The 21,986-nt window shown below is 68.0% G+C and carries 18 protein-coding genes; 12 read left to right on the forward strand and 6 right to left on the reverse strand.

Translation table 11 applies throughout. The features are described 5' to 3' along the window. The first annotated feature begins 94 nt into the window (after positions 1-94). Positions 95-715, forward strand: coding sequence for a dual specificity protein phosphatase family protein (locus ABTU82_RS02485; protein WP_407171497.1), 621 nt, complete (start codon positions 95-97; stop codon positions 713-715). A gap of 561 nt (positions 716-1,276) precedes the next feature. Here the strand turns inward: ABTU82_RS02485 and ABTU82_RS02490 are convergent. Further along, positions 1,277-2,995, reverse strand: coding sequence for a hypothetical protein (locus tag ABTU82_RS02490; protein ID WP_407171500.1), 1,719 nt, complete (start codon positions 2,993-2,995; stop codon positions 1,277-1,279). 105 nt (positions 2,996-3,100) lie between these two features. Here ABTU82_RS02490 and ABTU82_RS02495 point away from each other — a divergent pair, with 105 nt between their 5' ends. From ABTU82_RS02495 to ABTU82_RS02505, 3 genes are all read left to right on the forward strand, one after another. Next, entirely contained in the window at positions 3,101-3,328 is a 228-nt protein-coding gene (locus ABTU82_RS02495; RefSeq protein WP_407171502.1) for a helix-turn-helix domain-containing protein, read from the forward strand. An 874-nt stretch (positions 3,329-4,202) separates the two neighbouring features. Then, entirely contained in the window at positions 4,203-5,039 is an 837-nt protein-coding gene (locus tag ABTU82_RS02500; RefSeq protein ID WP_407171504.1) for a DUF6988 family protein, read from the forward strand. 998 nt (positions 5,040-6,037) lie between these two features. Continuing rightward, a complete protein-coding gene (locus ABTU82_RS02505; protein ID WP_407171505.1) occupies positions 6,038-6,577 on the forward strand; it encodes a hypothetical protein in 540 nt (179 codons plus the stop codon). Positions 6,578-6,588: 11 nt separating this feature from the next. Here the strand turns inward: ABTU82_RS02505 and ABTU82_RS02510 are convergent, their stop codons facing one another. Next, complete coding sequence (locus ABTU82_RS02510) at positions 6,589-7,059, reverse strand: MarR family winged helix-turn-helix transcriptional regulator (protein WP_407171508.1); 471 nt, start codon at positions 7,057-7,059, stop codon at positions 6,589-6,591. Positions 7,060-7,131: 72 nt separating this feature from the next. On the opposite strand from ABTU82_RS02510, the gene idi reads away from it, so the two are divergent. From idi to ABTU82_RS02545, 7 genes are read left to right on the forward strand one after another with little or no spacing between them, the layout of a single operon-like run. Continuing rightward, positions 7,132-7,683, forward strand: coding sequence for an isopentenyl-diphosphate Delta-isomerase (gene idi, locus ABTU82_RS02515; RefSeq protein WP_407171511.1), 552 nt, complete (start codon positions 7,132-7,134; stop codon positions 7,681-7,683). Further along, positions 7,680-8,750, forward strand: coding sequence for a polyprenyl synthetase family protein (locus ABTU82_RS02520; RefSeq protein WP_407171513.1), 1,071 nt, complete (start codon positions 7,680-7,682; stop codon positions 8,748-8,750). The genes idi and ABTU82_RS02520 overlap by 4 nt, the downstream gene beginning before the upstream one ends. Beyond that, positions 8,747-9,610 (forward strand): phytoene/squalene synthase family protein, encoded by an 864-nt coding sequence (locus ABTU82_RS02525; RefSeq protein ID WP_116646259.1) that lies wholly within the window; start codon positions 8,747-8,749, stop codon positions 9,608-9,610. The genes ABTU82_RS02520 and ABTU82_RS02525 overlap by 4 nt, the downstream gene beginning before the upstream one ends. Then, positions 9,607-11,154: a phytoene desaturase family protein gene (crtI, locus tag ABTU82_RS02530; RefSeq protein WP_407171518.1), complete on the forward strand. Its 1,548-nt coding sequence runs from the start codon at positions 9,607-9,609 to the stop codon at positions 11,152-11,154. The genes ABTU82_RS02525 and crtI overlap by 4 nt, the downstream gene beginning before the upstream one ends. Before the next feature lie 4 nt (positions 11,155-11,158). Further along, positions 11,159-11,494: a lycopene cyclase domain-containing protein gene (locus tag ABTU82_RS02535; RefSeq protein ID WP_407171521.1), complete on the forward strand. Its 336-nt coding sequence runs from the start codon at positions 11,159-11,161 to the stop codon at positions 11,492-11,494. Further along, positions 11,491-11,799 carry a lycopene cyclase domain-containing protein gene (locus ABTU82_RS02540; RefSeq protein WP_407171523.1) on the forward strand — a complete coding sequence of 103 codons (309 nt, stop codon included), beginning with the start codon at positions 11,491-11,493 and terminating at the stop codon, positions 11,797-11,799. Before ABTU82_RS02535 ends, ABTU82_RS02540 begins: the two co-directional genes overlap by 4 nt. Next, complete coding sequence (locus tag ABTU82_RS02545) at positions 11,796-12,686, forward strand: prenyltransferase (RefSeq protein ID WP_407171524.1); 891 nt, start codon at positions 11,796-11,798, stop codon at positions 12,684-12,686. The genes ABTU82_RS02540 and ABTU82_RS02545 overlap by 4 nt, the downstream gene beginning before the upstream one ends. Positions 12,687-12,857: 171 nt before the next feature. On the opposite strand, the gene ABTU82_RS02550 is transcribed toward ABTU82_RS02545, so the two are convergent. Then, on the reverse strand, positions 12,858-15,782 hold the full coding sequence (locus tag ABTU82_RS02550) for a UPF0182 family membrane protein (RefSeq protein ID WP_407171525.1): 2,925 nt from the start codon (positions 15,780-15,782) through the stop codon (positions 12,858-12,860). A gap of 57 nt (positions 15,783-15,839) precedes the next feature. Continuing rightward, positions 15,840-16,964, reverse strand: a complete 1,125-nt coding sequence (locus tag ABTU82_RS02555) for a YlbL family protein (protein WP_407171527.1) — start codon at positions 16,962-16,964, stop codon at positions 15,840-15,842. Positions 16,965-17,088: 124 nt separating this feature from the next. Here ABTU82_RS02555 and ABTU82_RS02560 point away from each other — a divergent pair, with 124 nt between their 5' ends. Then, positions 17,089-18,498: a zinc-dependent metalloprotease gene (locus ABTU82_RS02560; protein ID WP_407171529.1), complete on the forward strand. Its 1,410-nt coding sequence runs from the start codon at positions 17,089-17,091 to the stop codon at positions 18,496-18,498. A 775-nt stretch (positions 18,499-19,273) separates the two neighbouring features. Here ABTU82_RS02560 and ABTU82_RS02565 read toward each other — a convergent pair. Both ABTU82_RS02565 and nudC read right to left on the reverse strand, forming a co-directional pair. Then, entirely contained in the window at positions 19,274-21,031 is a 1,758-nt protein-coding gene (locus tag ABTU82_RS02565; RefSeq protein WP_407171530.1) for an ATP-dependent helicase, read from the reverse strand. After that, complete coding sequence (gene nudC, locus ABTU82_RS02570; protein WP_407171531.1) at positions 21,028-21,936, reverse strand: NAD(+) diphosphatase; 909 nt, start codon at positions 21,934-21,936, stop codon at positions 21,028-21,030. Before nudC ends, ABTU82_RS02565 begins: the two co-directional genes overlap by 4 nt. Positions 21,937-21,986 lie beyond the last annotated feature (50 nt).

Here is a 21,986-nt window from a genome sequence, read left to right on the forward strand (position 1 = left end):
CAAATGACGTTCTAACGACAAATGCCGCCCCGGGTGTCCCCCGCTGCCAGCTGGGCACGTATGTCCCTTCAGAAGCCCACGGAAGGGGACCCACGTGCCATTCACACAAGTTCAAGGCCCGGACGGAGGCGGGCAACACCCGCTGCAAGTAGCGGACGCTGTCCGCGTCACCGAATCCCTTTGGATCGGCGGGGAACTGCACCCGACCGCACCAGCGACCGCACGGAGTCAGCTCGAGGAGCTGTGCAGCGCAGGGATCGATTCCATCATCGACTGCCGCTACGAACGCGACGACATTGCATGGGTTACGGACGCAAAGCCGCAGATCGATTATCTACACATCGGCGTGAAGGACGCCGGACAGCGCATGCCCGACAGCTGGTTCGATGACGGAACCGAATATGCCCTGGAACAGATCGATCAGGGTCACGTCGTCCTGGCGCACTGCCAGGCCGGCATCAACCGCGGCCCGTCGATCGCGTATGCCATCTTGATCGCGCAAGGTTGGGATGCAGTCGAAGCGCTGGATCACATCAGATCATCCCGACCGATCGCACGAATCGGGTATGCCGAAGATGCAGTGCACTGGTGGTTCAGCAAGATCGGCGCACCGCACGAAGAAGTCCAGGCGCAGATCGACCGCGTCCGCCAGTGGCGCATCGACAATCAGTTGCCGCGACGGAGCGACAAGGGCGGCTTCGTCGAGCCGGCCTAAAGCTAGACACCAGATGCATCCCGACACCGCCTGATCAGCTGACGGCAGATGCACCCTTAGCGCGCGTGGGGGTGCAGTCGGGTCAGACGCCTTCGCACCAAACACCGGTGAACAGCCGCGTGGAAACAGATCTGGTCGCTAAGCGTCTATCGGCTTCCGATGGTGCGACAAGCCTTTGGCGTCTGCCCACGATCGGGGCGGGCCATCGAAGGGCCATCCCTGCTGCGCGCCCATCCAGTGGGCGAATCCCAAGCGCTCCCCGACAGGCTTGTGGGGCCACAGCGTGTAGCTCCCGACGAACTCATCACGGAAGTCGGGATGAGGCTCGAGCAGCGCCCCGTCGTCGTCCAACGCCGCGACGATCTTCGTCACAACTGGCGTTCAGTGGCCCCACGTGGCGAACACCGAGAAGGTGCCATTCGGGGCGCTAAGAGGCTCGCTGAGCATGACGGATGCGAAGCGGTGCCCCACCGTGTCATCGACACTGGCAAGCGTCAGCGACGCGAGCCGCCCTTTGTAGTCATACTTTGAAACCCACTCCGAGCCTTCGCGAACCTGAACCTACTCGCGCCCCTCAGGCGGGTGGGGCACCTGTGAGGCGTCTTGCGTCGGCACTGATGGGCCACGACGCACAACCCGTCGGGAAACGCGGAGCGACTCACCCGTCACAACCTCGGCACGTTCCCCCGCCCAGCCCTTCAGCAGCAGATGCCGGATTTGCTCGATGTCCTCCCATGTCGCCTCCGTGCGCACGATCTCGGCATATGGGGCGTCGGCCCCAGGCCGCACGAGAAGAACTCGCTGTGCATCCACCAGAAGGCCTGGTGTACCCAGATCCGCCATGTACCGGGTTAGCTGCTGAAAGTCCTCAGAATCGGCCCACAGCCCCGATGGAGGGAGCACGGCGGCAAGCTTCACCTCGACCGCGAGCGCTGGGGTCGGTGGCCCGCCGTACATGACAACGAAGTCCACGTACCCAGATGGGACGCGGTACTCGGGCAAGAGCGCCGGCCCCAAGGTGCGATCGGTAGGCGGATGCTGATCCGACGCGTACGGGGCGTCCCATAGAAAATCGATGAGGGGGCCCACTATGTGCTCCGACACCTTTGCCTCCAGCGGAAGCAACGCGCCCGGTATCTGCCGCCATTCATCGAACGACGTACTGCGAGGGCTTGGCAGCTCCAACATGCCAACCGGCACCTTCACAACGCGGTCGACATCAGCTTGCTGCTTGGCGTTGGCAGCCGTGAAGGCAAGCTTGGAGATCGAGTCAGCACTCAGGTAATGCCCGGATCGCCCTTTCAGTGTGAGGTAACCGCCTGCTGCTTCACGAAGTGCGTTGTACGGGATGGCTTTGATCTCGATCGGCGGCGTTATCCACGCCCACCATTGATGCCGGACGACAGGTCGGTCCGCGGCGGCCGACACGTCGGTCCGCCAAAACGGCCTGGACGCAAGCCTCGTCACGAAGTACGCAGCCTTTCGCGGTGCGGCGAAGTAGAGGACCGCCAGATCCCCTACCTCGCCGTTCTTCGGTGCGGTCCACATCGTGGCATAGAGACCCGCATCTGCAGCGCGGCGTGTACTTGCGAGAAATTCCGGCGAAAGGAAACTTGCCTCACTGCCCATGAGAAGCCAGGCATTTCGGGGAGCGATGCCCTCAGGGGACGGAACGCGGTACGGCTCCCCGTCGGGGCCGAACACCAGCTCCGCGGTACCGACAGCTACTGCCCGATTCACCCAGGCCTGGGAGTACGGCTCGATGAGCTCGGTCAGAAACTCGCTCGTCACACCGTCGACGCGCAGATCCACCGAGAGCAAGGGTCGGTGTTCTCCCGGGCCGTCCCCCGCTTCCACTCGGGAGGCGGACAGCAACCCGAGGACGGGCTGCGGTTGCGCTGCGACCCACGACTCAACGTCCGCCGCGGATACCTGCCCATGATCTCCGTCCAGCAGGTGAGCTTGCACGCTCAGGACTCCGTACTGCTCAAGACCACCTTTGACGGTGGCTATCACATGAGCGTCTCGACTCAGGAACTCGATCCAGTCCGGTCCGTGATCGATGTACCCGTCGTCACGGGACATCCCAACGAAAAGCGCCCGAAGACCGCGGTCCAGGGTGTGGTCAGCCTCAACCAGGAGGCGCTCGCCCCCGGGCGTTGCTAGCACCGCCTCGACCAGCTCGTTAGTCGGCAGCGTGGCGGCATCGAGGCCAAGTTGCTCCGCTACCCACATCAGCTGCTCGGACGTTCGTTCATCAATATTGAAGTCGTCGGTCATCGTGCAGCCCCCCGGGTTGAGTACGAACGGGAGACAACATATTTGATCTATACGACATCGCATCCGCTCTGTGGTAGATCTTCACTCCCCATCAGGCTTATTTCGATGGCAGAGAGCGACACGGCAGTGCTGAAGCAGATCGGCAGAAACATCCGAGCCGAGCGTGCGCGTCGTGAAATGACCCAAGAATCGCTGGCCCACGCATCGGGCGTTGCTGTGGCCCAGGTCGCCCGCATGGAACGCGGCGAATCAGACACCGGCATCTCGAAGTACATCCTTCTGGCCCGCGCCCTGAAGGTGAAGCCTGAGCTCCTTCTCCAAGACGTCCAGTAGCCCTGTGCCTGCTTGAGGTGTGCACATGTCATGTCATGCCGCCACTAACAGGTCCATGCGCCCTTAAGAGGACTGAGAGGTCGATTCGCACCGTCAAGTCCCCTCGGAGGCTCGCGAACGTGTGTCCTATGCCGCCACTCGGCGACGGGGCTCACAGCTACGGCGAGGGACGACCAACCTCGGCATGTAACAGCGAACGGTCAGGATCTGCGCAAGGCGGAGCGGTTAGCCGGGCGACTAGGCGCAATTGCTCTAGCTGTTGACAACCACGGCAACAAGGCCGGGAACCGACTACCGTCTCGGATTGCGTGGCACCTGCCGATGAGGCTTTTGGACGCTTCTCGTAGGGGAGCACAAATTTAGTGTTATGCCGCCAGTGCGTTGCGACCTGACTGTTGTGCGGAGTAGTGCTTCAAGTACACCAACCACAGCTGCACGAGACCAACTCGGGTGGTCGGAGCCTAATCACCGAGGCGACAGCCTGGCCCGCGTGACTGAAACCCATGCACACGAACACTAATAGCGGGTAGCCGTTCAGGAGGGAGGCTCCTGCTGGGTGGGACCGCATAGGCGCGGTTCACCGGAATGGACTACCGGACGCCTGTGCGGTACGCCAAGCTGATCCTGAGCTCGCCGGTTATTGCGGTCGCGCTAAGGGCCATCACGCACGTCAAACTGGAACGTAAGGCGATCCCCGACCGGACACTCGGGTTGTTGCGTTTGGCGGGCGGCTCGCGGGCACCTACAGCGGGCGGGATACATGCGAAACCGGGGCAGTTGCTCGACTAGTGGCAACAAGGACCGAGGATTCCTGGCGCCTCCTCTTGCAGTCGCACACCGTCAAAGGCGCGCCGCCGAACCGTAGGGTTCCGTTATGACCCTCGACGCAGCCGAACTGCGAGACCTCACCGGCAGGCTGTTGAACGCGTGGGATGCGGAAGGGCACCCCACACAGATATCTCAGCCGCGTGCGCGATCAGGGAAGAAGATCACGACGACCGACGTCGCGCGGATGGAATGCGTGATCGGTCTCACCCGACACGTGCACGAGACGGCACGGGCTATCGATGTACTCCTCAGTAGCGGACACAGCAATCCCGCAGTGCCGCTTGTCCGACTTGTCTACGAGTGTGCGTTGACCGCGACGTGGCTGGTCCAAAGCGAGAATGACGACGGCGTGAAAGCGTTCATGCACGAGTACACGCGCCAGCAGAAGAGCCTGCAGTCAACGCTAGAGCGTGAAATGACGGGGACCTTTCGCGATCGGTCGGTCGACGTGGCCGACACCGACATGAGCGCCTACCTCGGCTCCGCTGACAACGTCCGGCGATTCGATCTGATCTGCGAGGATCTCGCCCCTGGAGGATCGGACGCTTACGTCTATTACAGGGTGCTCAGTTCTCTGAGCCACGCAGGGGTTCCCGTCGTAGACCTATATTTCTCCCCTCCGCAAGCCGGAGAAGTGATGCCGCCACCGCGCCAGCAGCCAGACACCGCCCTCGACAGCGCTTTCCTCCAGTTCCTCACCAACGCAGCCATGGTCTGGAGCGGACGGGCGGTGTCATACCTCAGCAAGAATCTCAGCTACCGACGCACTCTCCGCAACGCAGCGACGCAACTCGAGATCACTTCCGAGATTGCCCTCAGCGACGTCTACCGGAAACGACACGCGGCCACCCGACGCAAGAAGCGAGAAGCGGCCTCCCGATAGTCCCGGACCGAAAAACGTGGTGTCCTCTACCCGATCCTCTTGGGCGTCATCTCGAACCTGAAAGCGGTCAACAATCGACGCGAACTGAGGGACGTCGTTAGGCTGCGGCACGTGGGCGATGCAAGCGTGCCCACTACGAACCCCGACGACAGTCAGAGATCGTCCCAACCGTCGCTCATCCAGCAGCGCATGCAGATCGCCCGTCAGCGCCTTCAAGGCCTTTGGGCCTCAAGCGCTGGCGCAGCTTTCGCGGTCCTCCAGGTGACCAGCCTCATCGTGTCCGACTCGAGCAGAGTGTGGACATGGCTCGCGCAAAGGCCGGCCGCTGACGGCTGTCGCGGCGCCGATGCTGCCTTCCTTCTCCTCCCGCGGATGTGCGGAAGTGGACACACGATCGACCCACGTCAACGGCGCTTCGCGTCGCCATGCGATACGGCTACGCCGGACGATGGACAGCGTCCTCACGTGCGCAACACCGCTGACTATCCGGAGCTGACGAAGGACCGGAATGCCGGTAGGGCGAGGTGAGGCCCGAACTTGGCCGGAGTGTGCGTGTACTCGGGTCCATAGAGCGACTGGGAACGTACTGACTACTTATCTGACTACTTCCCGCAGCGAACGCGCCGAAAGAAGCTGAAACAAGCTGGAACCGTTCTGACCCCCAGCGCGTTGCCCCTGCGGGCTTTCGCGGGCATTCCGAAACGCTTCGAACAACAGTTACCCGGGCTCATAACCCAGAGGTCGCAGGTTCAAATCCTGTCCCCGCAACAAAGAGGAACAGATCAGAAGCCGTTTCCGGAGAAATCCGGAAGCGGCTTCTGGCATTTCGCGGTCGTGTTTCTCCGCCCGTTCGGGGCGCCCTTCTTCCTTCGGGGCCCGTAATCCCGCGCCCCGATGCGAGGAACGCGCCCCGAACCGGGGCACCTCGTGGATGGCACCCTCGGCGCTGCTACGCTGACCCCGGCCGGACGTCGGCACATGTGCCCGGGGGGAACCGCATGAAGAAGATCCGTGGTGCCGCTTCGCCTGCGGCAGCCGTCACCGCAGCGGTTCTTGCGTTGACGATGGTCATCGCCGCACCGGCGGTGGCGCAGCCCGCCACCCCGATCCCCGTCGAGGACATTCCCGGCCTCCCCGCGGGAGGCGTCCCCGAGCAGCAGTCCACGGTTCCGGAGGGCGAGTTCACTCCCCCGGGTCCGCTGAATCCGACGCCCGCACCGGTTTACACCGGCGTGCCTGCGCCGCCGACCGTGTACGACCGCTACCCCGGCGGCCTACCGCTGGACACGCGGACACCGCAGTCCGTCATCGACGCTCGCGCCGAGCGATCGCGCACATGGCAGACCCCGACGGCGATCTCGCAGGCTCCGGGCAGCGCCTCCCCCATCGACCGAGCCACGCCCGTCGGCGGCTCGGCGGTACCCACCGAGGTGGTCGCGGCTCCGCTGCGCGCCCCCCGAGTGGTGGCGTGGAACCTTCGTGTCCTCCTGCACGACAAGACGCGGATGCTGCCTCGAGGGCGCATCGCGTATTTCTGACCGGCCGACGGTCAGCTCGGGTCGACGGCCTCTCCCAGCTCGCCCATGAAACGCGCGATCACCTCGAGCTCGCCATCGGAGTAGCGGGCTGTGACGTCCCGCATCGCTCCGAGGTGGGCACCGAAGTGCCGGGAGAACTCGCGCCGCGAAGCCTCGGTGAGGGCCACGATCCGCGCCCGGCGGTCATGCGGGTGCGGCCGTCGCTCGACGTGCCCCAACGCGGCGAGGCGGTCGAGGAGCTTGGTCGTCGACGCGGTCGAGATGCGCAGATGACGCGCCAGATCATGAGGGCTGACCGACTGACCCCGTTGTTCACGGACGATCAACATACGCAGCGCCGCGAGGTCGCTCGCGTTCATGTCCATGTCGTCCTTCATCCCTCCGTGCATCCGATCGAGTGCGTCGCTCAGAGCGCGCACGGCGACGAGCGCTGCGCGCACGCTCTCATCGGTCGGCGTACGCTCGGAGACCCGGTCGGTCACTGTGGACACTCTCCTCGTACCGCTTGTATGCTCGAATGAAGTCGCTAGCTAATCTAGCAAAATGGAGGCACGGTGAGCGAGACCGAGTACGTCGTGCTGGTCGACGACGACGGCCACCCGATCGGAACAGCGCCGAAGAGCTCTGTGCACGGGACCGACACCGCTCTCCACCTCGCCTTCTCCTGCCACATCGTCAACAGCGTCGGGCAGGTCCTCGTCTCGCGCCGCGCTCTGAGCAAGAAGACCTGGCCGGGAGTGTGGACGAACTCGTTCTGCGGCCACCCTCAGCCCGACGAGGCGATCGTCGACGCGGTGCATCGACGCGCGGCGTTCGAGCTGGGGATGACCATCGACGACGTCGAGCTCGCCCTACCCGACTTCCGGTACCGCGCCATCGACGCCTCCGGAATCGTCGAATACGAGATCTGCCCGGTCTACACCGCGTTCACCACGGTGGATCCGCAACCCCACCCCGACGAGGTCGTCGACACCCGCTGGGTCGACCCCCTCGATCTCGCTTCATCGATCATCGCCACGCCGTGGGCCTTCAGCCCGTGGCTCGTCCTCCAGGCCGAGCAACTCCCTCTCCTCGCCCACCAGATAGATAGCCTCCGAGCCCCGTGATCACCCTGCCCCACGCTCCCCTCGCCCGAGCCGGCATCGACGCCGCCATCGATGCGAGCCTTCGGCGACTGCGCGAACGTGCCGCAGCCGTCGATCCTGTCGTCGATGCGCTGGCCGCATCGATCGAACGCGCCACCAGCGGAGGAAAGCGCTTCCGGCCTGCGCTCGTCGTGGCCGCGTTCGAGACCCTCGGCGGCAGCGCCGACGAGACCCCCGCCCTCTTCCCCGTCGCTGCCGCGTTCGAGCTGCTGCACACGGCGTTCGTGGTTCACGATGACGTGATCGACCACGACACCCACCGCCGGGGTGCGCTGAACATCGCGGGCGAGTTCCGCGCGCGGGGTACCACTCGAGGAGCGGATGCTGCGGGCGCGGCTCTGCTCGGTGACGCCGCCGGAATCCTCGCCGGCGACCTGCTGCTGCACGAGGCGACGCGCACGGTCGCTCTGGCCGATCTCGACGCGACCACGCGTGGCGACCTGTTCGAGCTGATGGACGAGGCCGTGCTGGTCTCCACCGCCGGCGAACTGGCCGATGTGGAGAACTCCGTCACGCAGGGCGACCTGCTCGATGCCGACGAGATCCTTCTCGCGACGGCGAACAAAACCGCGGTGTACTCGTTCTCCGCCCCGCTCGAGGCCGGCGCGGTGCTGGCCGGCGCGCCGACCGAGTCCCGCAGGGCGCTGCGTCGCTTCGGCGAGAAACTCGGTCTCGGCTACCAGCTGGTCGACGACCTGATCGGAGCGTTCGGGTCGGCCGCGGTCGCGGGGCGGCGCGAGGGCGGCGACCTGCACGAGGCCAAGCAGACGCCGTTGATCGCACTCGCGCGCCAGAGCGAGCACTGGCCGGAGGTCGCCGACGCCCTCTCGGAGGCGCACACCGGTCCGGTCGCTATCCGCGCGGCCCAGCGGGCACTGGCGGCGTCCGGCGCACGCGCGCGGATGGAGGCGCTCGTCGTCGAGACCCTCGACTCGGCACGTGGCGCGGTCGATGCATCCCTTCTCCCCGACTCGACGCGGGCGATGCTGTTCGAGCTCGCCGACGCCGTACAGGATCGCATCCCGTGAGCCACGCCCCGACCGGCCTGGCCTTGTACGACCGTACGGCCGACGACGCAGCCGCGGCGGTCATCTCCCGGTACTCGACATCGTTCGCGCTCGCCTGCCGCCTGCTCGGTCCGCGCGTGCGTCCTCACGTGCGCAACATCTACGCGCTCGTACGCGTCGCCGACGAGATCGTCGACGGACCCGCCGGCGATGCCGGGCTCAGCCGCGACGAGCAGCGCAGCGTGCTCGACGCCCTCGAGCGCGACACCCTCGCAGCGATCGCATCGGGCTTCAGCGCCAACCTCGTCGTCCACGCCTTCGCGCGGTCGGCCCGTGCGGGCGAGATCACCGCCGACCTCGTCGAGCCGTTCTTCTCCTCGATGCGCACCGACCTCGACGTCGTCGAACACGACGAGGCCTCACACGCCGCCTACGTGTTCGGGTCGGCCGAGGTCGTGGGGCTCATGTGCCTCCAGGTGTTCGTGAATGCCGATGCGACGCCGAAGGGGAGGCCCGACGAGCAGCTCGTCGACGGCGCCCGGCGCCTCGGCCGCGCCTTCCAGGACGTGAACTTCCTCCGCGACCTCGACGACGACGCCGGACGCCTCGGTCGCGACTACCTCAACGGCGCGGCCGACGCGGTCCGACGGGTGCACGTGCTCGACGGGATCGACGCCGACCTGGCTGCCGCCGCTGCGGTCATCCCCCGCCTGCCGGCAGACGTGCGCGGAGCGGTCTGGACGGCTCACCACTTGTTCGCCGAACTGTCGCGCAGGTTGCGCGCGACCACACCCGGGGCACCGCGCGTGCGTGTGCCCGACGCCGCGAAGGCGACCATCGCCCTGCGCGCCATGATGAAAGCTCGAGAGGCCTCCCGATGACCCGCAAGACCGTGATCGTGGGCGGCGGTATCGCCGGATTGGCGACCGCCGCGCTTCTCGCCGAGGAGGGTGACGACGTCGTACTCCTCGAGGCGCGCTCCGAACTCGGCGGTCGTGCCGGATCGTGGTCGAGCGACGGCTTCCGGTTCGACACCGGTCCCAGCTGGTACCTGATGCCCGAGGTGTTCGACCACTTCTTCCACCTGCTCGGCACCTCGGCCGAAAAGGAACTCGACCTGGTACGGCTCGACCCGGCCTACCGCATCTACAGCGGCGACGACGTCCCCGTCGACGTGGTCTCCGGGCGCGAAGCGTCGACCGCGCTGTTCGAATCGATCGAGCCCGGCGCCGGCGGCAAACTCGACGCCTACCTCGACTCGGCGGCCGATGCGTACGAGCTGGCCGTCTCGCGCTTTCTCTACGACCCCTACACGACGACGGAGGGGCTGCGCGACCCCGCGCTCCTGAAGCGACTGCCGACGTTGCTGCCGCTGCTCGCTCGCACCCTCTCGTCCCACATCGAGAAGCGCTTCACCGACCGTCGCCTCCGGCAGATCCTCGGGTACCCCGCGGTGTTCCTCGGCGGCTCGCCCTACGCCGTCCCGAGCCTGTACCACCTCATGAGTCACCTCGACCTCGACGACGGCGTGCTCTACCCGCGCGGCGGATTCGTCGAGGTCATCGCCGCGATCGAGCGCCTCGCACGCGCCCGCGGCGCGCGCGTCGAGACAAAGGCGGAGGTGTCGCGCATCGTCACCGAAGGCGGCGAGGTCACCGGCATCGAGCTCGAGGACGGCCGGTTCATCGCCGCCGACCACGTCGTGTCGACCGCCGACCTGCATCACACCGAGACCAAGCTCCTCGCCGAAAAAGAACGCACCTACCCCGAGAAGTGGTGGGACAAGCGCATCCCCAGCTTCGGCGCCCTCCTCGTGCTCCTGGGCGTGCGGGGCGAGCTCCCCCAGCTCGCACACCACACCCTGGTGTTCACCGAGGACTGGCGATCGAACTTCGAGGCCATCTTCGGCACAGACACCCGCATCCCCGACCCGGCCTCGCTCTACGTCTGCCGTCCCAGCGCCACGGACACCGGCGTCGCCCCCGAGGGCTTCGAGAACCTCTTCGTGCTCGTGCCGGTGCCCTCCGATCCCTCGCTGGGACACGGCGGGGTCGACGGCGACGGCGATGCCCTCATCGAGGCGGCCGCAGACCAGGTGATCGCTCAGATCGCCGAGACCTGCGGCATCCCCGACCTCGCCGAGCGCATCGTGGTGCGGCGCACCATCTCGCCCGGCGATTTCGAAACCGACCTGCACACCTGGCGCGGCAACGCCCTCGGCCTCGCGCACACCCTGAACCAGAGCGCCATGTTCCGCCCGAAGAACGCCTCCCGCCGCGTGGCCGGCCTGTCGTACGCCGGCGGATCGGCGCTCCCCGGGATCGGCCTGCCGATGTGCCTCATCTCGGCCGAGCTCGTCGTGAAGCGCCTGCGCGGCGACTCCTCACCCGGACCTCTGCCCGAACCCGCACGCTCGGCGGTGTGATCGCGTGCCAGGGCTGTACCTCCTCGCGATCCTGCTCTCGTTCGGCGGCATCGCCGCGATCGACGTGCGGTCGCGGCTCGTCATCCGCGATGCGCCGGCGCGCACCGCGATCACGGTCGTCGTCGGCACGCTCTTCTTCGTCGTGTGGGATCTCGTGGGCATTGCCACGGGCGTGTTCGTCAAGGGAGACAGTCCGCTGCTGATCGGTGTCGAGCTGGCTCCGCACCTGCCGATCGAGGAGCCCGTCTTCCTCGCCTTCCTCTGCTATCTCGCTCTCGTCACCTGGGCGGCGGCCGAACGGATGCTGCGCCGCCGTCGCGCGCGGACGGAGCACTCGTGACGTACCCGCTGCTGATCCTGCCGTTCGTCGTGCTCACGGTCGTCGTCACGACGGTGAGCGCGGTCCGTCCGGGATTCGGCCGCCGGGTCGCCGCATCCGCTCTCGGCGCGGTGGTCCTCGTCGTGTTGACAGCGATCTTCGACAACGTCATGATCGCCCTCGACCTGTTCACCTATCCACCTGAGCACCTGAGCGGGCTCCGCATCGGACTCGCCCCGCTGGAGGACTTCTCCTACCCCGTGTGCGCGGCCTTTCTGATCCCCGCCGTCTTCGCACTCCTCACCCGCCGGAAGGACCCCGCGTGACCTCCCCCGCCCTCACCCCCGCGCGGGTGGTGCGCGAGCTCTTCGTCTCGTCGCGCCCGGTCAGCTGGATCAACACCGCCTACCCGTTCGCCGCGGCGTACCTTCTCGTCGTGCGCGAGATCGACCTCACGCTCGTCATCGGCACGATCTTCTTCCTCGTGCCGTACAACCTCGCCATGTACGGCGTCAACGACGTCTTCGACTACGAGTCGGATCTGCGCAACCCTCGCAAGGGCGGCGCCCACGGAGCGGTGCTCGACCGCCGGATGCACCGCATCACCCTGTGGGCGGCGGCGCTGTCGTGCCTGCCGTTCGTGGTGTACCTCGTCGTCGTCGGATCCGCGCTGTCGTGGCTCGTGCTCGCCGCGAGCCTCTTCTTCGTCGTCTTCTACTCGGCACCGCCCCTGCGGCTCAAAGAGCGGCCGTTCGCCGACTCGGTGACCAGCAGCATCCACTTCTTCTCCCCCGCCGTCTACGGCCTCGTGCTCGCGGGCGCGACGTGGACCTGGCAACTCGCGGCCATCATCGTCGCCTTCGCTCTGTGGGGAATCGCCTCCCACGCGTTCGGTGCCGTGCAAGACGTGGTCGCCGACCGCGCCGCCGACATCTCCTCGATCGCGACGGCTCGCGGGGCGCGCTGGACCGTGCGCTTCGCGATCGGGTGCTACGCGGCATCCGGCCTCGTCATGCTCGCCTCGGCGTGGCCCGGTCCTCTCGCAGCACTCCTCGTCGTGCCCTACCTCGTGGTCGTCTGGCCGTTCCGTGGCGTCACCGACGACACCGCGGAGACGGCCACGCGCGGCTGGCGGCGCTTCCTCTGGGTGAACCAGCTCGCCGGCTTCGGTGCGACGCTGCTGCTCATCTGGTGGGCCCTCCTCTCGGCCTGACCCCGCGCCCCTCGCCCCGGCCCCGCGCCCACGTTGACCGCGAGACCGCTTCCTCGCGCCGAGACCCCGACATGATGCCCGGGTCTCGGCGCGGAGAACGGGTCTCCCGGTCATCGGGCGCGTAGAAAGGCCCCGCCCCCGAACGCATCGGGGGCGGGGCCTTCTCGCGGATCAGCCCTGGTCGCCGAGTTCGATCAGGCGCTCGACGGCAGCCGTCAGCCGCTCGTCGGCCTCGCCGAACGCGGCGAGATCACCGGCGCGCAACGCGGTGTCACGGTCGAGCATGGCCTGCTGGGCCTGCTGCAGCGCCGCCTGGTAGTCGGACGACGGGGTCGAAGGCGTCGTCGGCTCGGGCGACGAGGTCTCGCCCGGGCTCGGCGTGGGCGATGGCGTGGCCCCGCCGTCGGGCGTGGTCGGCGTCACCTCTTCGTCGCCGGTGTCGGCACCGGAGTCACCGCCGAAGAGCACGTCGAGCGCTTCGCTCAGGGTGTCTTCGAACGCGATCTGGTCACCGAACGCCACCAGCACGCGTCGCAGCTGCGGCAGCTGCGTGCCCGCCGACGACTGCACGAACACGGGCTGCACGTAGAGCAGACCCCCACCGACGGGGAGTGTCAGCAGGTTTCCGCTGAGCACCTCCGACTGCCCCTGCGACAGGATGTTGATCTGCGACGAGACCGCCGTGTCGGAGTTGAACGTGTTCTGCACCTGACCGGGGCCGGGAACGGTGGTCGCCGAGTCGATCTCCAGCAGGCGCAGCTTGCCGTAGTCGGCGGACTTCACGCCGGCCTGGTCGCCGGCGTTGGCGTCGACCGCGAGATAACCCGTCAGCACGTTGCGCGCGTTGCCCTGCGAGGCGGGGATGAAGCTCGAGAACATCGAGAACGTCGGTTCCTCCTGGCCGGGCATCTGCATCGTCAGGTAGTACGGCGGCTGGAACCGCGTCTCGTTCTGCGGGTCGTCGGGCGTCGCCCAACGGTTGTCCTGCTGGTAGAACGAGCCGGCGTCGTCGACGTGGTAGATGCCGAGCTTCTCGCGCTGCACCTTGAACAGATCCGTCGGGTAGCGCACGTGGCTGATCAGGTCTGCCGACATCGCCGAGATGGGCTGAACCGTGGTGGGGTACACCTTCTGCCATGCCTGCAGGAGCGGGTCTTCCTCGTCCCAGGCGTACAGGGTCACCGAGCCGTCGTAGGCGTCGACGGTGGCCTTGACCGAGTTGCGGATGTAGTTGATGTTGTCGAGTGCGAAGCGCGGCTGCGTGTTGTTCGTGTCGGCGATCGCCTGCGACAGGCTGACGCTGCTCGAGTAGGGGTAGCTCGCGCTGGTCGTGTAGGCGTCGACGACCCACTTGATGCGACCGTCGACCACCGTGGGGTACGGGTCGCTGTCGAGGGTCAGGTAGGGCGCGACCTTGCTGATGCGCTGGAGCGGGTCACGGTCGTACAGGATCTGCGAATCGGCGTTCACCGAGTCGGAGAAGAGGATCTGCTCCGACTGGAACTTCAAGGCGTAGATGAGACGGCTGAAGACGTTGCCGACGCTCGGGCCGCCGTTTCCGTCGAACGTCGTCCGCGTGACGTTTCCGCTCTCGGCGCCGATGGGGTAATCGAGCTCGACGGGCTCGGTGTCGGCCGGCGCGCCGACGATCGAGTACTCGGGCGACTGCTCGCCGAAGTAGACGCGAGGCTGGAAGTCCTCCTGGTCGCTGAGGAACCCGGTGGCAGGGATGCCCTGCTCGAGGAAGACGGGGTCTCCGTCGGTCGTGCGCTCGTTGCCGGCGAGGGCGACCATTCCGTAGCCGTGCGTGTAGACGGTGGTCGTGTTCTGCCACGAGGCCGCTTCGCCGAGCTGCGTCATGTCGAGCTCGCGGACGCCGACGACGGTGTCCTGCATCTGACCGTTGATCTCGTACCGGTCGACGTCGAGCACGCCGGGGAACTGGTAGTAGGCGCGGTACTGCTCGAGCTGACGGACGGTCGGCCCGATGATCGCGGGGTCCATGATGCGGATCTGCGCGGTGGTCGCCGCGTCTTCGCGCAGCTGCCCGGCCTCGGCGGTCGTCTCGGTCTGGAAGTTCTGCTTCTCGAGACCGTCGATGCCGTAGGCCTGCTTGGTCATGTCGATGTTGCGCTGGTAGAACTGGCTCTCCAGCGCGAGCTGGTTGGGGCGCACCTGCACGGTGTTGATGACCCACGGCACCGCGACGCCGATGACAAGGCCCGAGACGACGAGCAGCGCGGTGGCGATCAGCGGGAACCGCCAGCGACCGATCACGGCGGTGACGAAGAACAGCACGGCCACGAGCACCGCGATGATCGCCAGGATGGTCTGACCGGGGATGACGATCTGGGTTCCGACGTAGCCGGGGCCCGTGATGCGGTCGTTCGCCTCGATGAGGCTGCGGTAGCGGTCGAGCCACAGGCTCGCCGCCTGCGTGAGGAGGTAGAGACCCGCGAGGACCGCGAGCTGAATGCGCGCCGCCTTCGAGATCCGCAGCTCGCGCTGCCCGACTCGCACCGAGCCGTACAGGTAGGCAACGACCGCCGTGACGAGCAGGCAGATGAGGATGACGGCCGAGGCGAAGCCGAGCGCCGCACCGTAGAAGGGCATGGCGAAGAGGTAGAAGCCCGTGTCGAGACCGAACTGCGGGTCGGTGACGGTCGTGGCGACGCCGTTGAACCACAGCCAGGTCACCTCCCACTGCGACGAGGCTGCGAAGCCCGCGAAGAAGCCGAAGAAGACCGGGATCCCCCACATCGCCAGGCGACGCAGCGGCTCGACGACCTCCTGGTAGCGGTCGAGCTGCGAGCTGAGGCGCGCGTAGACCGGTCGCAGCCGGTAGGCGAGCTGGATCGCGACCCACACCGGAACGGCCATCGCGAGGAAGCCGACGACGAACATCACGACCCGGCCGAGCCACTGGGTGGTGAGCACGCCGAGGAACCCGAGCTGGTCGAACCACAGCCAGTCGGCGTAGAGGTTCGCGAAGAGGAAGAACCCCACCACCAGAGCGGCGATGACCGCCAGCGAGATGGTGATGATTCGGCGGGAACGATTCGGCGTGGCCTGGTTCGGCGTCGAGGTCGTGGTCACGTTCCCAGTCTAGGCGCGTGGTTCTGGGGGAATGCCGTGACCCTTCAGGTCAGACGGTCAGGATGCTTCGCACGTCGCGAGTGCGTCGAGATCGCCGCCGTCGCGGATCGCATCGAGCACCGCGAGGGAGTCGTCGAGCGCGGCGACGGAGAACACCCGGAGACCGTCGGGCACGTGGCCGACGACCTCGTTGCAGTTGGTCGCCGGTGCGAGGAAGTACTGGGCCCCGGCATTCTTGGCGCCGTACAGCTTCTGTCGGATGCCCCCGATGGGGCCCACGACGCCTTTCGCGTCGATGGTGCCCGTACCGGCGACCTGCTGCCCGCCGTTGAGTTCGCCGGGAGTGAGCACGTCGATGATCCCCAGCGCGAACATCATGCCCGCGCTCGGGCCGCCGACGTTGTTCAGCTGGAGGTCGACGTCGATCGGGAAGTCGAAGTCGGTCATCAGCTGGATGCCGACGATCCAGCGCTGCTCGCCGTTGACGTCCTCCTGGCGCGGGGTGATCTCCACCGCCTGCTCCTGGCCCGAGCGCTCAATCGTCATCTCGACGGGGTCTCCGCCCCCGGCGGCGATGCGATCCGACACGTCGGTCAGCTGCGACGCCGGTTCGCCGTCGACCGTGAGGATGAGGTCGCCCTTCTCGAGCAGGCCGTCCGCGGCCGAGCCGGGCGAGACCGAGTACACCGACGGGTGGGTCTCCACGTCGTAGCCGAGCTCGTTCAGTGCGGCGGCGGTGGCTTCCTTCTGCGAGTCGACCATCAGCCGCACGCTGTCCTCGTTGCGCTGCTCGGTGGTCTGGCCCGCGGGGAAGATGCTGTCGATGGGAACCACGGCGCGAGACGGATCGAACCACGCGGCGGCGAGTTCGTACCAGGAGGGGGTGCGCTCCCGGTTTCCGACCACCTGCACGGTGAGGAGGTCGAGCGAGCCGGCCGTCGGGTAGGTCTCGGCATCCTCGATCGAGATCAGCGGCACGTCCTCGCCATCGGCGTTCTGCGCGGTGCCGAGCGTGTTGTAGACCGGCCCCTTCTGCTGGATCACGTAGGCGGTGGGCAGGAAGCTGATCACCAGCAACACGATGAGCGCCACGCACACCGCCCACGCCCCCGCGGTCGTCCGCCGCCCCCACCGCTGACGCGGGGCAGGCTCGACCGTCGTGTTCTCGTCGAACAGCGTCACAGGGACCTACCTTGCCTGGTCGTTCGCGACCGGCGTACAGGGCGATGGCCGTGCCGGGGAGTGCGATGAATCCGTGCGACTAGCGTAGATCGCACGCACATCCCCCGGCTGAAAGGCGGCTGAAGTGGCAGACGACGACCGGAACCCCGAAGAGGAGTTCCAGGAGCTCTTGCGGCGGCTGCTCTCGGGAGACACCGGAGCTATCGACCCCGAGCAGCTCTCCCGCCTCTCGGGCATGCAGATCGACCCCGCGATGATGCAGCAGATGATGCAGCAGCTCCAGGGGGCGTTCGCCGGCTCCGACGACGGCATCTCGTGGGACCTCGCCAAGCGCCAGGCCCTGCACATCGCGAATCAGAGCGACCTCGGCGTCACGACGGGTGAGCGACGCGACCTCGATCAGGCCTTCTCGCTGGCCGCGCTGTGGCTCGGTGAAGCGACGACGATCGCCGACCTGCCCACCCCTGGCCGCACCATCACGCGTGGCGCCTGGGTCGAGGCGACGCTGCCGGTCTGGCAGGAGCTCGCCGAGCCGGTGGCCACCAGCATCGCCGACGCCCTCACCGCCGCGCTCAGCGAGCAGGCGCCCGACGACATGCAGAGCATGATCGCCGACGCCGGCCGTCTGATGCGCGCCGTCGGCGGATCGCTGTTCGCGACGCAGCTGGGCCAGGTGGTCGGACGCCTCGCGACCGAGGTCGTCAGCGGCGGCGACGTCGGGATCCCGGTCATGCCGGCCGGTGACGCGGCGATCCTGCCGCAGAACTTCGCCGACTTCGGACGGGATCTCGAGATCCCCGACGACCAGCTCGCGCTGTACCTCGCCACCCGAGAGCTCGCCCACGCCCGGCTCTTCCGCCACGCGAAATGGCTGCGCCTGCACGTCATCGCGCAGGTGCGCGACTTCGCACACGGCATCCACGTCGACACCGGCGCCCTGGAAGACCTCGCGTCGCGCTTCGACCCGTCCGAGCCCGACGAGCTGCGTCGCGCGCTCGAAACGGGAGCGCTCCTCCCCGAGCGCTCCGAGGCCCAGACGGCGGCTCTCGTGCGACTCGAGAACCTCCTCGCCACGATCGAGGGCTGGGTCGACGTCGTCACCGACGATGCCACCTCCCGGCTCCCGTCCGCGGGCAGGATCGCCGAGGCCGTGCGTCGTCGCCGCGCCGTCGGCGGACCCGCCGAGGAGGCGCTCAAGTCGCTCGTCGGACTCGAGCTGCGCCCGCGCCGCATGCGCGAGGCCGCAGCGATGTGGCGGGCGGTGACGGATGCTGCGGGCGTGGCCGGACGCGACGCGCTCTGGGACTACCCCGACCTCATGCCCACCGCCGAAGACATCGACGATCCCGCCGCGCTCGTCGCCCGGCTGCAGGCCACCGCTCGGGGCGAGCTGCCCGCACAGGACGCGATGGACGACGCGCTCGCTCAACTGCTCGCCGAGGAGAACGATCGCACCGACGACGCCGCCACGTCATCGGGCGACGACGACGGCGGCCCGAGCGGCGACCACCCCGAAGACCCGCGACCCGTCTGAGACGGTCGGTCCCGCGCTCTCCTCCCCAGCCTGAGCCCGCGGCGTTCGCGGGCCGAAGCCTGTGGACAGCGCGGGGGCGCGGGGCGGCGGGCGCGGGACAATCGGGCCATGCTCCGCATCGATCCGGCCCACCCCCCGCTCTGGCGGAGCGCGACGTGCCTGCAGTTCGGCGTCGATGACGCGGCGAGGCTCGACGAGCCCGAGCCGTGGGAGGAGCTCCTCGTCGACCAGCTCACGCGGGGTGCGTCGCCCTCCGGGGTTCACGCGTTCCTGCGCTCTCACAACGTCGACGAGCAACGCGCCGACGCATTCTTCGCCGAGCTGCAGCCCGTGCTGCGTGACGACCCGCCGCCCGTCCCGGTTGTCGTACAGGCGAGCGACGACGTGCCGTCCAACGACGTCGACAGGGTCGTGGCCGCGATGCGGCGCGCCGGGGCCGCCGCCGAACATCGCCCCTGGGCGGGCACGGCCACTGCCGCGCCGCCCCCTCGGACGACCGTCGTGCTGCTGGCCACGCACCTCGTCGAGCCGCGCCGGGCGTCAGCCCTGATGCGCGACGACGTGCGCCATCTGCCGCTCATGCTCGACGGGGCCGGCGCTCTCGTCGGCCCCGTCATCGAACCCGGCCGAACCGCCTGTCTCGCCTGCGGCGACGCTCATGCGCGCGACGCCGACGCCGCCTGGCCGCTGGTCGCCTCGCAGTTGGTCGCCCGGCACTCCCCCGTCGCCGGGTCCGTGCTCGCCTCGGAGGCCGCGCGCGTCGCCCTGCACCTGATCACTGAGCCCGACCCCGGCCCCGTGCGCTCGTCGGTGCGCCTGCGCGTCGACTCCCCCCACCGGCGGTGGCGGCAGCATCCGCCGCACGCAGCGTGCGGTTGCCGATCTCTTGAAGGAATCTCGACGGCGATCGCTCGGATCGCCCCGACGACCGCGACCAGCTCACCGACAGAGTTCGCGCGGCCCGCGTGATGCCGACGTAGGCCAGCCGGCGCTCTTCGTCGACCGCCTCGAACGTGCTCGCGTACGAGATCGGCAGGAACCCCTCGCTCATGCCGACGAGGTGCACGTGGTCCCACTCGAGGCCCTTGGCCGCGTGCAGCGTGGACAGCGTGACCGTGCGCGTGGCCGGTTCGTGCTGGTCCTTCGCTCGGGCGAGCAACTGGTCGGTGAAGTCGCGCAGCGTCGTCTCCGCCGGGGCCTCCTCGGCGAGGCGCAGGAGGGCTGCCCGCGCCTCCCACGCGTCTCGGAGCGCCCCTCCCGCGGGCGGCGCCTCATCGGTGAGGCCGAGCGAGCGCAGCACGTCGCGAACGGTTGCAACGAACCCGGTCTCGAGCGGGGCGACCGAGGCCGCACGCAGCGCCATGACGGCCTGCCGTACCTCCGACTGGTCGAAGAAGCGCTTGCCGCCGAGCACCGTGGACGCCACGCCCGCCGATGAGAGTGCGGAGATGAGGGCGGCGGACTGGGCGTGCGCGCGGTAGAGGACGGCGATCGACGCCGGTTCGACGCCCGAGGCGATCGCGGTCGACACCGATCGTGCGACGCCCGCGGCCTCGGCCGCGTCGTCGTCGAAAGCTCGCACCACGGGGATCGGCCCGTCGGCGTCCTGGGCCGCATGCAGGTGCAGGGAGCCGGGCCGGTCGCGCATGAGCTCGTTCGCCACCGCCAGGATGGGCTCCGACGAGCGGTAGTTCGTCTCGAGCCTCACCACGCGGGCGTCCTCGTGCCGGCGAGGGAAGTCGAGCAGGAACGACGCGTCTGCTCCGGTGAAGGAGTAGATGGTCTGACTGGCGTCGCCGACCACGCAGAGGTCGTGCCTCTCCCCGACCCAGAGCTCGAGGAGGTGGTGCTGGAGGGGCGAGACGTCCTGGAACTCGTCGACCGTGAAGTGCCGATACTGCTCGCGGACCGCGGCGGCGACACGCGGTTCGGCCTCGATCATCCCCGCGCAGGCGAGGAGCACGTCTTCGAAGTCCATCTGACGACGTTCGTCCTTGAGCTTCTCGTACGCACGCTGCAGATCGACGACCCGCTCCAGACTCAAGCGTCCGATGCCGTCCGGACGCGCCGCCGCGTAGGCGTCGATCGAGCGCATGGTGACCTTGCGCCACTCGATCTGACCCGCGACGTCGCGCAGTGTCGCGGTGTCGAGGTTCATCCCGATGCCGTCGGCCGCGTGGGCGAGCATCTTGACCTTGTTGTCGATGATCGACGGCGCCGAGTCGCCCGCGAGCGTCGGCCAGAAGTAGTTGACCTGAGCGAGCGCACTCGCATGGAACGTGCGCGCCGACACCCCCTCGACGCCGAGCGCCCGCAGGCGCCCCCGCATCTCCCCCGCCGCCTTCGCGGTGAACGTCACCGCCATGACCCGACCCGGCGAATACGCCCCGGTGTCGACGCCGTGAGCGATGCGGTGAGTGATCACGCGTGTCTTACCCGTGCCCGCGCCGGCGAGCACGCACAGCGGACCGCGGAGCACGGATGCGGCGTCCCGCTGCCGCTCGTCCAGACCATCGAGAGCGCTTGCGCTCATCGCGCCTCGGCCAGCCACTCGAGAATCAGTCGGTGGGCGATCGACGCCGGCCCCGGGAGGCGGAGCTCGCTCTCACCGGCGAGACCGGCGGCGATCTCGGCGCGGGTGAACCACCGCACGTCGAGGATCTCCTCCCCGTCGGCGTGGGCGTCGGCCGGAACCGTGGCCGTGGCGCGGAACCCCAGCATCAGCGATCGAGGGTACGGCCAGCCCTGCGAGCCGCGGTAGACCACATCTGCGACGACCACCCCGGCCTCCTCGCCCACCTCGCGGGCGACGGCCTCCTCCAGCGATTCGCCGGCCTCGGCGAACCCGGCGAAGCACGAATAGCGGTTGTCGTCCCAGAGGGCGTTCGAACCGAGGAGGAGCAGCTCCGGATCGTCGGCACGCGTGACGGCGACGATCACCGCGGGATCGGTGCGCGGGAAGTGCTGGCGACCGCAGGACGGGCACTTCCTCGACCATCCGGCGTCCCGTTCCTCGGTGCGACCACCGCACGCGGGACAGAACGGCGAGTCGATCAGCCAGCGCGCGAGCGAGACCGCGGTCACCAGCAGCGAGGCCTCGCCGGCCGGAAGCGACCCGGCGATCGTGCGCAAGGAGCCCCACGAGACCGAGACGGGGGCGCCGGCTGCCGCATCGAAGGCGGCCAGCAGCACCGCTGATCCGTCGGACGCGCGTCCGAGGAAAGCCCACTCGGCGTCGACGGGTACGGCGTCGACGGCGAGGAGCTCGAGCCGTCCGTCGGGGGTCAGCGGAGCGGCGTCGCCGTGGACGACGAGCGCACGTGTGGCGGGGTCGGCGCGAAGGGTGTCGAGGAGTCCGGGAACGGTGCGCTCCTCGGCGCGTCGGTCGACGACGAGGTCGTTCGGATCCGCAGCGGGTGGCGTAGCTGGCGCCGTCATCGATGACCTCTTCCAAGGGCGTGGCGCGGGGGTTCGGAGGCGAGCCCGGC

The sequence above is a fragment of the Microbacterium deferens genome (genome assembly GCF_045517775.1).
Classification (GTDB): Bacteria; Actinomycetota; Actinomycetes; order Actinomycetales; family Microbacteriaceae; genus Microbacterium.

Excerpts from the sequence above, each read along its gene's own strand:
- ABTU82_RS02495 (WP_407171502.1), top strand. The coding sequence starts at position 3,101 with ATGGCAGAGAGCGACACGGCAGTGCTGAAGCAGATCGGCAGAAACATC.
- ABTU82_RS02505 (WP_407171505.1), top strand. The coding sequence starts at position 6,038 with ATGAAGAAGATCCGTGGTGCCGCTTCGCCTGCGGCAGCCGTCACCGCA.
- nudC (WP_407171531.1), bottom strand. The coding sequence starts at position 21,936 with ATGACGGCGCCAGCTACGCCACCCGCTGCGGATCCGAACGACCTCGTC.
- crtI (WP_407171518.1), top strand. The coding sequence starts at position 9,607 with ATGACCCGCAAGACCGTGATCGTGGGCGGCGGTATCGCCGGATTGGCG.
- ABTU82_RS02490 (WP_407171500.1), bottom strand. The coding sequence starts at position 2,995 with ATGACCGACGACTTCAATATTGATGAACGAACGTCCGAGCAGCTGATG.
- ABTU82_RS02500 (WP_407171504.1), top strand. The coding sequence starts at position 4,203 with ATGACCCTCGACGCAGCCGAACTGCGAGACCTCACCGGCAGGCTGTTG.
- ABTU82_RS02565 (WP_407171530.1), bottom strand. The coding sequence starts at position 21,031 with ATGAGCGCAAGCGCTCTCGATGGTCTGGACGAGCGGCAGCGGGACGCC.